General features: G+C 71.7%; 6 protein-coding genes. 4 read left to right on the plus strand and 2 right to left on the minus strand.

The annotated features are described in order from the left end of the window. Window positions 1–133 precede the first annotated feature (133 nt). Both sigJ and qcrB read left to right on the plus strand, forming a co-directional pair. On the plus strand, window positions 134–1,111 hold the full coding sequence (sigJ, locus tag J8N05_RS26350) for an RNA polymerase sigma factor SigJ (protein WP_210886702.1): 978 nt from the start codon (window positions 134–136) through the stop codon (window positions 1,109–1,111). Continuing rightward, window positions 1,108–2,646 (plus strand): cytochrome bc1 complex cytochrome b subunit, encoded by a 1,539-nt coding sequence (gene qcrB / locus J8N05_RS26355; protein WP_210886705.1) that lies wholly within the window; start codon window positions 1,108–1,110, stop codon window positions 2,644–2,646. Before sigJ ends, qcrB begins: the two co-directional genes overlap by 4 nt. Here the strand turns inward: qcrB and J8N05_RS26360 are convergent. Then, on the minus strand, window positions 2,618–5,725 hold the full coding sequence (locus J8N05_RS26360; protein ID WP_210886707.1) for a glycoside hydrolase family 2 TIM barrel-domain containing protein: 3,108 nt from the start codon (window positions 5,723–5,725) through the stop codon (window positions 2,618–2,620). The genes qcrB and J8N05_RS26360 overlap by 29 nt on opposite strands. Window positions 5,726–6,008: 283 nt before the next feature. Here J8N05_RS26360 and J8N05_RS26365 point away from each other — a divergent pair, with 283 nt between their 5' ends. Continuing rightward, window positions 6,009–8,429 (plus strand): SpoIIE family protein phosphatase, encoded by a 2,421-nt coding sequence (locus J8N05_RS26365; RefSeq protein ID WP_210886710.1) that lies wholly within the window; start codon window positions 6,009–6,011, stop codon window positions 8,427–8,429. Window positions 8,430–8,441: 12 nt separating this feature from the next. Here J8N05_RS26365 and J8N05_RS26370 read toward each other — a convergent pair whose 3' ends face one another. After that, entirely contained in the window at window positions 8,442–10,976 is a 2,535-nt protein-coding gene (locus J8N05_RS26370) for a ricin-type beta-trefoil lectin domain protein (RefSeq protein ID WP_210886713.1), read from the minus strand. 369 nt (window positions 10,977–11,345) lie between these two features. Between J8N05_RS26370 and J8N05_RS26375 the strand changes: the two genes are divergently transcribed. After that, complete coding sequence (locus tag J8N05_RS26375) at window positions 11,346–12,620, plus strand: arsenic transporter (RefSeq protein ID WP_247706765.1); 1,275 nt, start codon at window positions 11,346–11,348, stop codon at window positions 12,618–12,620. Window positions 12,621–12,660 lie beyond the last annotated feature (40 nt).

Consider the following 12,660-nt stretch of genomic DNA (forward strand, 5'->3'; position numbering starts at 1 on the left):
CGGCCCGTACCCCGCCTCCCGAAGCGCCCGGTGCCGCACACGCCTGAGACCTGTGTCACATTCCGCCGTGACCTGTCACATCTCGGCCCCCCGGAGCCCTCGCAGTAGTGAGCGCGCTACGGGAGGCACAGGCATGTCCGACAGTCCGGCACCTCAGACCCATGAGCAACCGACCTCGGCCACAGGGCAGTTCATGGAACACCGCGAGCTGCTGTTCGCGATCGTCTACAACATGCTCGGCGGCGTCGCCGACACCGAGGACGTACTCCAGGACACCTGGCTGTCCTGGTCCGGCAGCCGCGACCGGTCGCCGGAGCGGCACATCGAGAACCCGCGCGCCTATCTGGTGCGCGTCGCGGTGAACCACGCGCTGACCCGCCGCGCCGCGATCAGCCGACGGCGCGAGACGTACGTGGGTCCGTGGCTGCCCGAGCCGCTGGTGGCCGCGGCCACCGAGGAGGCGCCGGCGGACGCGGCCGACCGCACCCTGCGCACCGAGTCCGTCTCCATGGCGATGCTCGTCGTCCTGGAGTCGCTGACGCCGCTGGAGCGGGCGGTGTTCGTCCTCAACGAGGTGTTCGGGTACGCACACACGGAGATCGCGGAGGTCATCGACCGCAGCCCGGCGGCGGTACGCCAGCTCGCGCACCGCGCCCGCCGGCACGTGCACGCCCGACGTCCGCTGTACGAGGCGCATCCACGGGTGCGCAGGGAGGCGACCGAGCGGTTCGTCGAGGCCACGCTCGGCGGGGACATCGGCGCGCTGATGGAGATCCTCGCGCCGGACGTGACGGTGTGGACCGACGGCGGCGGCAAGCGGCGGCCGGCGGGGCTGCTGCCGGTGCACGGCCGGGACAAGGCCATCCGCCTGCTCACCGCCGGTGCCTCGCGGGGCGCGGGGCAGCACCTCGACCTGCGCTACCGGCGGGTCAACGGCGACGACGCCGCGGTGCTGTTCGCGGGTACCGCCCCCTACGCGGTGATCGTCCTGGACCTCACCCCGGAGGGCGACCGGGTGTCCGGTGTCTACGTCGTCACCAACCCCGACAAGCTCACCCACGTGGAGCCCGCGGAGAAGGCGGAGAAGGCGGAAAAGAGGGCGGACGCGTGACCGCCGGCGAACGGCCGGCCGCCGGGTCGAGGGGTCCCGGCGCCTCCTCCGGTCAGCGGGTCGCCGACTGGTTCGACGGCCGCCTCGGCACCCACACCCTCGGCAGGAAGTACCTGCGCAAGGTCTTCCCGGACCACTGGTCGTTCCTGCTCGGGGAGATCTGCCTCTACAGCTTCGTCATCCTCGTCCTGACCGGCGTCTATCTGACCCTGTTCTTCCACCCGTCGATGAACGAGGTCACGTACAACGGCAGTTACGTCCCGCTGAACGGCATCCGGATGTCGGAGGCGTACGCGTCCACGCTGGACATCAGCTTCGACGTGCGGGGCGGTCTGCTGATCCGGCAGATCCACCACTGGGCGGCGCTGATCTTCATCGCCGGGATGCTCATGCACATGATGCGGCACTTCTTCACGGGGTCGTTCCGCAGGCCCCGTGAGGTCAACTGGCTGTTCGGCTGGACGCTGTTGTTCCTCGGCCTCTTCGAGGGGCTCTTCGGCTACTCGCTCCCCGACGATCTGCTGTCCGGCACCGGGATGCGGTTCGTGGACGGCGCCGTCCTGTCGGTGCCGATCGTCGGAACGTATCTGTCGTTCTTCCTGTTCGGCGGCGAGTACCCCGGTGACGACATCATCGCGCGCTTCTACTCGCTGCACATCCTGGTCATCCCGGGGATCATGGCGGCCCTGGTGGTCGCCCACCTGATCCTCGTCGTGTACCACAAGCACACCCAGTTCCCGGGCCCGGGGAAAACCGAACGGAACGTCGTTGGCTCGCCGTTCATGCCGGTCTACCTGGCCAAGGCGGGCGGTTTCTTCTTCCTGGTGTTCGGGGTGATCGCCCTCATCTCGGCGGTCGCGTCGATCAACCCGGTCTGGTCGTACGGCCCCTACCGCGCCGACCAGGTGTCCACGGGGGCGCAGCCGGACTGGTACCTGGGCTTCGCCGAGGGGCTGGTACGCGTCATGCCGGGGTGGGAGATCACCGTGGCCGGGCACACACTGGTCCTGGGCGTGCTGATCCCGATCGTCGTCTTCCCGCTCCTGCTGGTCTTCATCGGCGCCTATCCGTTCCTGGAGTCCTGGGTCACCGGCGACGAGCGGGAACACCATCTCCTGGACCGGCCGCGCAACCGGCCGGTCCGTACGTCCATCGGCGCCGCGTGGATCAGCCTGTATCTGATCCTGCTGGCGGGCGGCGGCAACGACATCGTGGCCACCCGTCTGCATCTGTCCATCAACACGGTGACCTGGGCCGTGCGGATCGCCGTGTTCGCCGTCCCGGTGCTCACCTTCGTCGCGACCCGGCGCATCTGCCTCGGCCTCCAACGCCGGGACAGGGAACTGGTGTCGCACGGCCGCGAGACCGGCGTGATCAAACGGCTCCCGCACGGCGAGTACGTCGCACTGCACCGGCCCCTGTCCCCCGCCGAACTGCACACCCTCACCGGGCACGAGCAGCCCCGGCCGCTCGCCCCCGGCGCGGACCGGGCCGGCGAGCGGGAGGTCAGCGAGGCGGGACCTCCAGGCGGCTGATCCGCAGGCCGCCCCGGGCCTCACCGGGGTGGCCGCTCCGCATGGTGACGCGGAGCCGGCTGCCGCGTACGGCGTCGAAGGTGACCGCTGTCGGCGCGTCGGACGCGGTGGCCCAGTCGATGGCGGCGCCCCGCACGGGCCGGTAGCGGTGGCCGTCCCAGAAGGCGACGTCCAGCCGGGCGGGCAGGGAGTGCGTGGCGTCGACCGTGAAGGAGACCTCGATCCGGTCGGCGGTCCGGGTGCGGCCCCACTCGACGGACACCCAGTCCTCCTCGCGGGCGCCGTCGAAGGCGGGCAGCAGGGCCGTGGCCGCCTTGAAGAACGCGTTGGACCAGCCGGTGGCCGGGTCGCCGTCGAGCATGGCGGCGGGCAGGGTGTCCGGGCGGCCCGAGTAACTCGCGTCCGCACGTGGGTGGTCGGGGGCACCCGGCCCCGGGTCGGGTGCGAAGTCGGGTGCCGGGGTGAGGACCTGGGGCCGGGCGGCGGTGGCGCGTACGGCCACGGTCGCCGTCCGCAGCCCCGCCGAGCGTGCCCGCAGTCGGAGACTCCCCTCCTGCGTCCCGGCGCGGACGATCGCCAGCGCCTTGCCGTGGAAGGCCGTACGGGTGCTCGCCTGGTAGCGCTCGGCGCTCTCCTCGCGGCCGTTGTCGACGCCGGCCAGCGATCCGCCGTCGACGTCGAAGGCGAGCACGTGGTCGGCGCCGGGCACCACCACACCACGGGCGTCGACCACCTCCGCGGTCACGAAGCACAGCGAACGGCCGTCCGCGGCAACGGCTTTGCGGTCGGGCGTGAGCCGCAGCGCGTGCGGCTCGCCCGCGGTGCGCAGCACATCGGTGGCCACGGCCCTGCCGTCGCGTCTGGCCACCGCCTTGAGCTCACCGGGGGCGAAGGGCACCCGCCAGGTGAGGTGCAGTTTGCCCGCGCTGCCGGTCGGGCTGGTGTAACTCCCGGGCCAGGGGCCGCCGGTGACGGTCTTGTCGTCGCCCGTCGCCTCGGTGGTCTCCAGGTACGTACGCCCGTCGGTGGTCTTCTTCTCGTCGAACTTCCTCGTGCCCAGCGACTTTCCGTCGAGGAAGAGCTCGACCGTGTCCACGTTGGAGTAGGCCCAGACCTCCACGGTGGCGCCCGGTTCGTGGTCCGTCCAGTCCATGGGGAGCAGATGGACCATGGGTTCGTCGGTCCACTGGCTCCTGAAGAGGTGGTACATGTCCTTCGGGAAGCCGGCCGTGTCCACCGCGCCGAAGAAGGACGCCTTGACCGGAAACACGTCGTACGGCGTGGGCTCGCCGATGTAGTCGATGCCCGACCACAGGAACTCCCCCGTGAACCACTTGCGGTCCCGGTCCTTCTTCAGCCCGTACTCGCCGCTCATCGTCCAGGAGGCGAGGTTGTTGTCGTACGAGGAGGTGTCGCGGCGGCCCGGAGTGTGGTTCTCGCCCGTGTTGAGGTGTTCGGGCTCCTGGTAGGCGCCGCGGGTGGAGGTCTCGGAGGAGGACTCCGACTCGAAGAGGAACAGGTGCGGATAGCGGGCGTGCAGGGCGTCGACCGAGGCGGCGGTGTTGTAGTTGAGGCCGAGTCCGTCGATCTTGGCGAGCATCAGATCGGCGGGCGAGCCGACGGCGGGCAGGCTCCGGTACTTGTCGGAGCCGATCACGATCGGCCGGGTCGGATCGAGCCGCCGCACGTCGTCGACGAGCCGGTCGGCCATGGCGAGGCCGGCGGTCGAGGTGGAGTCGGGGATCTCGTTGCCGATGGACCACAGGACGACGGCGGGTGAGTTGCGCGCGGCCAGGACCATCTCCGCGATGTCCCGGTCGGACCACTCGTCGAAGAACCGGCCGTAGTCGTAGCGGTTCTTGCCGCGCCGCCAGCAGTCGAAGGCCTCGACCATCATCACGATGCCCAGCCGCTCGCAGGCCTCGATCACCTCGGGCGCCGGGGGGTTGTGCGAGGTGCGCAGGGCGTTGACGCCCATGCCGCGCATGATCCTCAGCTGGCGTTCCACGGCGTCCGCGCCGACGGCGCTGCCGAGTGCGCCGAGGTCGTGGTGGAGATTGACGCCACGGAGTTTGACGTGGGTGCCGTTCAGGGTCATGCCGTCGTCTGCGTCGAAGACGACGTGGCGGATGCCGAACGGGGTGCGGTAGGTGTCGGTGGTCCGGCCGTCGACCCGGAGTTCGGTGTGCAGGGTGTAGCGCCATGGATGCTCGTACGACCACAACTTCGGCTTGGGCACGCTCAGTTGCTGGTCCGCGGTGCCCGTGTCCCCGATGTCGATCGCGCTCGTCCCCCGGGCCACCGTACGGCCGTCCGGGTCGACGACCGCGGATCTCACCTCGACCCGTCCCGCGGTCCCCGACGCGTTCACCACAGTCGTCCGTACGCGGACGAGCGCGTGGCCGTCGTCGATCTCCGGGGTCGTCACGTAGGTGCCCCAGCGCTGGACGTGCACCGGCTCGGTGACGACCAGGCGTGCCTCGCGGTAGATGCCGCTCCCCGAGTACCAGCGGCTGCTGGGGAGTTGGTTCCTGACCTGGACCGCGAGGACGTTGGCGGTGGTGCCGTCCGTGTGCAGCAGGTCGGTCAGGTCGAGGGCGAACCCCGTGTAGCCGTAGGGGTGTTGGCCGACGGGTTCGCCGTTGCAGTACACGGAGGAGTCCATGTACACGCCGTCGAACTCGACGGAGATCCGCTTTCCGGCGTACGCGGGCGGCAGGGTGAAGGCGATCCGGTACCAGCCGAGGCCGCCCGGCAGGAAGCCGGTGCCGCTGCTGGTGCCGTGATCGGTGGTGGGGGTGAGCTCGATGCTCCAGTCGTGCGGCACGGAGATCTGCCGCCACCGCGAGTCGTCGTAGCCGGGTTCGGCGGCCCGGGCGTACTCCCCGGTGGGGTCGGTGACGCCGGACGGGTCGACGAGCGCGAAACGCCAGCCGTCCCGGAGCGGGATCGACCGGCCACCCGTCCCAGTCCTGGCCCGGGGTACGGCCCCCTCGGCGGCCCAGGAGTCCGGGGCCCCGGCGAGAACCACCGGAGTGGCCGTGCCTGCGATCAGTAGGGATCTGCGCGTGACCGTCACCGGGTTTCCCTTTCGTCAAGGGCCCACATGTGCTCACAACTGCCCGCGAACAAACAGATTCTGACAGCGCGACACACGCACCCGTCAAGGCCCCGGTAAGCGCATTCTGTCCGTCCCGGCACATCGGCCGGAATCCCCCGGAGGCGGACGCGGCCCGGCGGGGAGGCCGGTGCACGGGGGCCGGAACCGCCGCGCCGTGTGAGAAGGGGCCGGACGCACTACCCTGGAACACAAGTGATGCACCTGTTCACCGTGAGTGTGTGCGCAATGGAGTGGCGGCGATGTGAGGAGCCACAGCAGGACATCGGGTGACGGCCCGGGCTATCCGTTCGACGAGACCTCCACGGCCAGAGCCGTCATCGACGGTGACGGCATCGTCGTCGAGTGGAACGAAGGCGCCCGGCGTCTGCTCGGACATGCACCGGCCGACGTCGTGGGCCGGCCCGCCGCGAAGCTGCTGGCGCCCGACGCCGGAGAGCTGCGGCGTGCGGCGGCCGACCACCGGTGGAACGGCACGCTCGCGCTGCGCCACGAGGACGGCCGCACTCTGCACGTCTGGCTGCTCGCGCACCGGCGGCGCCCCGAGCTGGGCGCCCGCAGCGACTGGCTCGTCGTGACCCCGCTGGAGAACGGCACGCTGCTGACGCAGGACGACTCCCTCGCCGCCACCTTCCTGGACGAGTCGCCCTGTGCGACCGCGATCTTCGACGAGCGGCTCCGGCTGCGCAGGGTCAACGCGGTGATGGCCGAGTCGATGGGCCTCCCCGAGGAGCACATCCGTGGTCTGCGGATCTCGGAGATCGGCGGCCGGCCGCAGAACGAGGAGCTGGAGAAGCACATGCTCCAGGTGCTCCTGACCGGCAGACGCGAGGACGTGCAGACGTATCTGGGCACCGCCCCCGAGGGCCGCGCCCAGGCCTGGCTGGCGCGGATGGCACCGCTGACCGACGCCGGGGGCCGGGTGCGCGGCGTCTGTCTGTCCGCCCACGACTTCACCGAGCAGTACCTCGCCCGGGAGCGGCTGCAGCTCGTGAACGAGGCGAGCATCCGTATCGGCACCACCCTCGACGTCACCCGTACGGCGCAGGAACTGGCCGATGTCTGTGTGCCCGCGCTCGCCGATTTCGTCAGCGTCGACCTGGTGGATCCCCCGGACCGGGGCGGCGAACCCCACAGCGGACCGGTCTTCGCCCCGGTGGGTCTGCGCCGCGCCGCCCACCGGTCGGTGCATCCGGGCGAGCCGGAGTCGGTGGTCAAGTTGGGCGAGGTGGACACCTATCCGGTCGGCTCGCCGCAGGCCGACTGCCTGGTGGCCGGCCGGCCCATCGTGGCCGACGATGCCGCGACCACGCTCTCGGAATGGCTCGCCTGGGACCCCGTACGCGCCGACCGGGTCAGGGAGCACGGCATCCACTCGACGATGTCCGTGCCCGTCCAGGCCCGCGGCGCGACCCTGGGCGTCGCGGTCTTCACCCGGTTCCGGCGGCCCGACCCGTTCACCGCCGACGACGTGCTGCTGGCCGAGGAGGTCACGGCCAGGGCGGCCGTCTGCATCGACAACGCCCGCCGGTTCTCCCGCGAACGCGAGACCGCGATCGCGCTGCAGCGCAGTCTGCTGCCCCGGTCCCTGCCGCGTACGGCCGCCGTCGAGGCGGCCTCGCGCTATCTCCCGGCGGCGCGGGCGGGGGTGGGCGGCGACTGGTTCGACGTGATCCCGCTGTCGGGGATGCGGGTCGCCATGGTCGTCGGAGACGTCGTCGGCCACGGGCTGCAGGCGTCCGCCACCATGGGCCGGCTGCGGACCGCCGTGCGCACCCTCGCCGACATCGACCTGGCACCGGACGAACTGCTCACCCACCTCGACGACCTGGTCGTACGGCTCTCCGCGGAGGCGGGCGGCGACGGCACCACCGGCGAGGTCGGGGCCACCTGCCTGTACGCGGTCTACGACCCGGTCACCCGGTGCTGCACCCTCGCCACCGCCGGTCATCCGGCGCCGGTGATGCTGCCGCCCGGCGGGCCGCCCGAGGAGATCGACGTACCCTCGGGGCCGGCGCTGGGTCTGGGCGGGCTGCCGTTCGAGTCGGCCGAGCTGCGCCTCGACGAGGGCACCGTCCTCGCCCTGTACACCGACGGTCTGGTCGAGAGCCGCGAGCGTGACCTCGACGAGAGCCGTGCGCTGCTGTCGCGGGCGCTGGCGCGGGCCTCGGGCTCCCTCGACGAGACCTGCCACGACATCCTGCAGTCGCTGCTGCCGCCCACCGGCGCCTCGGACGACGTGGCCCTGCTGCTGGCCCGGACGAAGGGTTTGCCGTCCTCCCAGGTGGCGACCTGGGAGGTGCCCGCCGATCCCGCGCTCGTCGGCCCGATCCGCAAGCAGGTCGTCCGGCAGCTGGCGGCCTGGGGCGTGAGCGAGGCGGCGTTCACGACCGAGCTGGTGGTCAGCGAGCTCGTCACCAACGCGATCCGGTACGGCGAACGCCCGATCCGGCTGCGGCTCATCCACAGCGCCGCCACCCTGATCGTGGAGGTCTCGGACTCCAGCCACACCGCGCCGCATCTGCGCCGCGCCAAGACGTTCGACGAGGGCGGCCGGGGGCTGCTCCTGGTCGCCCAGCTCACTCAGCGCTGGGGCAGCCGCCACACCCCCGAGGGCAAGACGATCTGGGCGGAGCTGGTGTTCGGCGAGGACGGCGGGGGCTGAGAGGCCGCCGGGTCAGTGACCGCCGCCTCCGTGATGACCGCCGTAGCCGCCGGACCCGTCGTCGTACCAGCAGTAGTAGCCGTAACAGGTCCAGCCGGAAGTGGAGGCCGTGGGCCGCGGGGCCGGGGTCGTCCCGGACGGCGTGGGCTCCGGTTCGGGAGGCGGCGATGCGGTGCGGCTGGGCTCGCGCTCGCTGGTCGGTGTCGGCTCCGGTTTCGCCGTCTCCCCGTCCGTGTACGAGGTGATCCACTCCATCTGGAGCGAGTCCACCGAGGTGTCGAACTCCCAGCGCTGGGCGGGTCCGCCGGTACGGGACCTGAGGACCAGCCCCGTCTCGTCGTCACCCGGGACGGGAGCCAGCGCGAGCGCCGACTGCCCCAGGGGGACGAGATTTCCCTCCGGCGTGAAGTCGTAGCGGACGCCCGCCCGGTCCTTCTCCCCGTCGCACGGCCCCAGCCGGACCGAGGAGGGAAGCCGGGAGTCGAGGCACAGGCCGTCGTCCGCCAGGCTCCGCAGCCGGCCGTCGCTCTCGTACGACCACTGCTGCCGCTCCGAGGCCGTACAGGTGGCGAGGACGACCTCCGCGCCCGCACCGACCTTGCCGTCGGCGACCCCGGCGCAGTCGCCGCCGCCCTGGTTGCGGAGCCTCCCGCTGAGGGCGCCGGGCCCGGTGTCGCCGGCGCCGATCCTGGTCGGGACGTCGACCGGCTCCTCGGCCGTGGTCCCGGCGCCCGGGGAACGCGTGGGTTCGTCCCCGCCGCCCGCCCACAGGACCAGCGGCACGAGGACGCATCCGCTGACGACGAGTACGGCCAGGGCGAGATCCCGGCGCCGCCGCGGGAAGCGCCGGTCGGTGCCACGGGGAGCGCCTTCGTACGCACCCGACGAAAGCCGCAGGGCATGCCGGGGGCCGAGACGCCGGGCCCCCAGGAACGACCCACCACCGAGGTACGACCCGACACCCTCGCGCGGCCCACCGAACCCCGGCCCTCGCTTCGGCCCTGCACCCGTGGCGTCACCGGCCCGGGCGCCGGGCTGGGGGCCGGCCTTCCGCCGGGGACTCACCCCCCAGACGGAATCGGGATCAGCGTCCAGCTCATCGACGAGGCCGAGACCGGGATCACTGATCGCGGGTTCGGACCCAGCCTCGGAACCACCACCGATACCGGAGCCGATACCGACACCGGAGCCGACGCTGTTGCCCGTGCCAGGGCCGACATCGGCCAGCGGGCCGGACCCACGGGAGGAACCTCGCCCTTGGCCGGGGCCGGAGGCGAAACCGAAGTCCGGCCCGGGAACCGAACCGGGCTCGCCGCCCGGGCCGCGCCCTACATCGGCCCGCGGGCCGGACCCTCGGTAGGGACCCACCCCAGGCCCACGCCCGCGCCCGCGACCCCGGGCTCGGTCGGGGCCCTGGTCCGGGCCTGAGGCGGAGCCGAGGTCGCGGCTGCGGCCGGGGCCGTTCGCCAGTGGGTCGGCGTCATGGGTGAAGCTCTCACCCGCCACCTCCCCCGCCCCGGCCTCCGCGCCCGCAGCGGCGCCCGTATCCGTGCCGGTTCCGGAATCCGCGCCGCCGGCCCCCGGACAGGACCCTGCCTCCGGGTACCAACCCCCGGTCGAGTGGAAGTCCGCTCCCGGATGGCGCCCCGCGTCCGGGTACGAGCCCGGTGTCGTGGAGACGACCGGTCCCGCCGTCGTCTCCTCGCCACCGGGGCGGCGGCCGGGCCTGGAGGCCAGGTAGGGACGGGCACCCCACCCCAGGACCCCTTCCGCCAGCAGTACGGGCAGTCGGTCTCCCGACTGGTCCAGTTGTGCGGCCGAGTGCGGGCAGTGCTCGCAGGCGGCCATGTGCTGCCGCAGGTCCGGGTCGACGCTGTTGCCGCCCCGGCGGAGCGAGACGTCCAGGAGCCGGCTGTAGCGGCGGCACTCGTCGTCGGGTGCGAGTTCGCGATGCGCTTCGAGGCAGTACTGACGCAGCAGTTCCCGTGCGCGTTCCAGCGCCTGGGAGGCGTCCCTGACAGGAAGGCCGAGCAGCCGGGCCGGCACGGCGAGTTCCTCGGCCTCGACCTCCGCGTGCCACAGCACGCAGCGCGCGGCCTCCGGCAGCCGCTGGAACGCCAGGGACACCAGTCGCCGGTCGTTCGGCGGAAGCAGCCGGACCGCGGCCGAATCGCTGTCGCCCGGGCCGGACCGCACCTCGGGACCGAGCATCTCCCGGCGTTTGTCCGTGTCCCATTCGCCCGCTGTTCGGCGCACGGTGACCAGCAAGTCCGGCCGCCACGCCGCTCTGGGTCCGACCTGTCGAACGGATTCCCCGAATAGGCGGGTGAATGCGGCGGTGGCGAGCATTCCGGCGTACTGGACACCGTTCGTGCACAGACGCGCGTACGAGAAGACGGGCGCCCAGTGCCGGCCCAGCAGTTCCCCCGCGGGATAGCGGGCGGGTGCCCTGCCCGACCCCTTCTTCAGCTCTGCCGCGAGCCGTTCGTCGGTCGTATCGAACAGGTTGCCGATCGCGGGGGAATTCAGCGGGGTCGCGTCGCTCACGTGCACATTCCTCCAGAGCCCCGAGCGGAATTAGTCCATACCAACGGGTACGGAAATCGTTGTCTGCACGCCGACAAGCTGCACTTTGACACAGCGAACCCTCAGGTAACAAGAGAAGGTCCCCAATCCCCTTCCCCCGTACGCGCTTTGTCAGAGACAAAGTGTCAACAGCGCGCCGGGGCATTGCAATTCGGAATGAGCACGGACACCGCTATTCCGATGGAATATGCGGTCCGAGAACGAGCAGAAGGACTGGGCGGCGACACTCGCACCCCCGCCCACCTCGGCGCTCCGTCGTCTGATTCGATACCAGCGAACGACCGAACGACCGAACCACCGAAACCGACAATCACTTTCCAAGGACGAACCCTGAGCTCGACACTCGCGACCGCCCTTTCCGCTCTGCTGCTCGTGGCGGTACTGGCCGGTGCCGTGATCCGGCCGTTCGGTCTGCCGGAGGCCACCGTGGCCGTCCCGGCCGCCGGACTGGTGATGGCCACCGGCGCCATCTCCCTCGACCACGCGCGCGCCGAGGCCGAACTGCTCGGCCCGGTCGTGGGCTTTCTCGCCGCGGTGCTCGTGCTCGCCAAACTCTGCGACGACGAGGGCCTCTTCCGGGCCTGCGGCGCCTGGCTGGCCCGTACGTCGAAGGGCCGGCCGCAGCGTCTGCTGGCCGCCAACTTCCTGCTCGCGTCGGTCATCACGGCCGTACTGAGCCTGGACGCCACGGTCGTCCTGCTCACCCCGGTGGTGTTCGCCACCGTGGCCCGCCTCGGCGCCCGGCCGGGGCCCCATGTGTACGCGTGCGCCCATCTGTCGAACACGGCGTCGCTGCTGCTGCCCGTCTCCAACCTCACCAACCTGCTCGCGTTCACGGCCAGCGGGCTGAGCTTCACCCGGTTCGCCGTGCTGATGGGCCCCGCGTGGGTGGTCGCCATCGCCGCCGAGTACCTGGTCTTCCGCCGCTTCTTCGCCGAGGAACTGGCCGAACCGAGCGACCTGGACGGGGGCTCGGCGGACGCCGCCGACAGCGAGCCCGTCGACATGCCCGTGTTCGCGCTGGTCACGGTCGCCTGCACCCTCGCGGGCTTCGTCGTGACGTCGGCGGTCGGGATCGAGCCGGCCTGGGCGGCCCTCGCGGGAGCCCTCGTCCTGGCCGTCCGGGCGCTGGCCCACGGGCGCACCACCCCGCTCGCCGTCGTACGGGCCACCTCGTTGCCCTTCCTCGCCTTCGTCCTGGCCCTGGGCATCGTGGTGCGCGCCGTGGTGGACAACGGCCTCTCGGACGCGCTCGGTCACCTGGTCCCGGACTCGTCGAGCCTGCTCGCGCTGCTCGGGATCGCGGTCCTCGCCGCCGTGCTGGCGAACCTCATCAACAACCTGCCCGCGGTCCTGGTCCTGCTGCCCCTGGCCGCGGCGGCGGGCCCCGGACCGATCCTCGCCGTCCTGCTCGGGGTGAACATCGGCCCGAACCTCACGTACGCCGGTTCGCTGGCGACCCTGCTGTGGCGGCGGATCGTCCACCAGCACGATCACAGCGTCCATCTCGGTGAGTTCACCCGTCTCGGCCTGCTCACCGTGCCCGCCACGCTGATCCCGGCCGTGGTGGCGCTCTGGCTCTCCCTGCGTGTGTTCGGGGTCTGAGTTCATCCGTTCGGGACCCGTGTCACGCGTACGGGCGAGG

The organism is Streptomyces liliiviolaceus (genome assembly GCF_018070025.1).
In the GTDB taxonomy this organism is placed as follows: Bacteria; Actinomycetota; Actinomycetes; order Streptomycetales; family Streptomycetaceae; genus Streptomyces; species Streptomyces liliiviolaceus.

Bases quoted from the DNA above. Each gene is read 5' to 3' on its own strand.
- sigJ (WP_210886702.1), top strand. From the start codon at position 134: ATGTCCGACAGTCCGGCACCTCAGACCCATGAGCAACCGACCTCGGCC.